Annotated in this window: 2 protein-coding genes; both read left to right on the top strand. The window is 66.3% G+C overall.

The window, feature by feature from the left end:
• Positions 1-309 (top strand): GNAT family N-acetyltransferase (locus tag EOA38_RS37815; protein ID WP_145966348.1); only part of this gene is annotated, 309 nt, incomplete at its 5' end.
• 204 nt (positions 310-513) lie between these two features.
• Positions 514-870: aldo/keto reductase (locus EOA38_RS37810; RefSeq protein WP_145966347.1), on the top strand; the 357-nt coding region annotated here is incomplete at its 3' end.

The raw sequence follows: 870 nt of genomic DNA, 5'->3' as shown, positions 1-870 counted from the left end.
GAGCGGACCGATGGCTCGATCGCGGGCTATGCGATGGCGGCGATGGATGAGAAAGGCGACGTCATGCTCGACCGGCTGCATATCGAACCGCAGGAGTTCGGCACCGGCCTTGCCGTCGATCTTCTGCATGCCGTGCTCGCCGCCCATGCCGGCATTCCCAGCATCGCGCTGGAGGTGATCGAGGGTAACGACCGGGCGATCGCCTTCTACCGCAAGCATGGCTTCGAGGTGGTCGAGCACCGGCCGGCGGCGCATGGGGTCGGCGGCCACGCCTCGCTGATCATGCGTCGGCTGCTGCCGATGGCCTGAGCCAACAAGGCGGTCCAGGTGGTTCCGTCAGGGTTCCGAGGGAGTGGAGTCGGCCGGAACCACCCGCCCGCCTTGCGTCCTTCCCAAGACGGACCGACCATACGATCCCGCTCTCCGGTTTCCCTTGACATGGATCAAGCGCTGGACGTGCTCGGTGCCGACCCTATAATTTAGCCGGGTTGCAAATTCGGCCGGAGCAAGACGATGAGCCTGGGCAAGCAGAAACTCGGCAACCAGGGGCTCGTCGTCTCGGCGATCGGCCTCGGCTGCATGGGCATGAGCCAGTCCTACGGACCGGCCGACGAGGCGGAGTCGATCGCGACGCTGCACCGGGCGATCGAGCTCGGCTGCACCTTCCTCGACACGGCCGAGGTCTACGGGCCCTTCATCAACGAGGAGCTGCTCGGCCGCGCGCTGAAGGGCCGGCGCGATCAGGTGACGATCGCGACAAAATTCGGCTTCCGCATCGTCGACGGCAAGCAGGACGGAACGGGGCGCGACAGCCGGCCAGAGCATATCCGCGAGGTGGTGGAGGCTTCGCTGCAGCGGCTTGCCACCGAC

Source organism: Mesorhizobium sp. M1E.F.Ca.ET.041.01.1.1 (genome assembly GCF_003997355.1).
In the GTDB taxonomy this organism is placed as follows: domain Bacteria; phylum Pseudomonadota; class Alphaproteobacteria; order Rhizobiales; family Rhizobiaceae; genus Mesorhizobium.
Note: the sequence above shows the minus strand (reverse complement) of the source record. Positions and strands in the feature narration are given on the sequence as shown.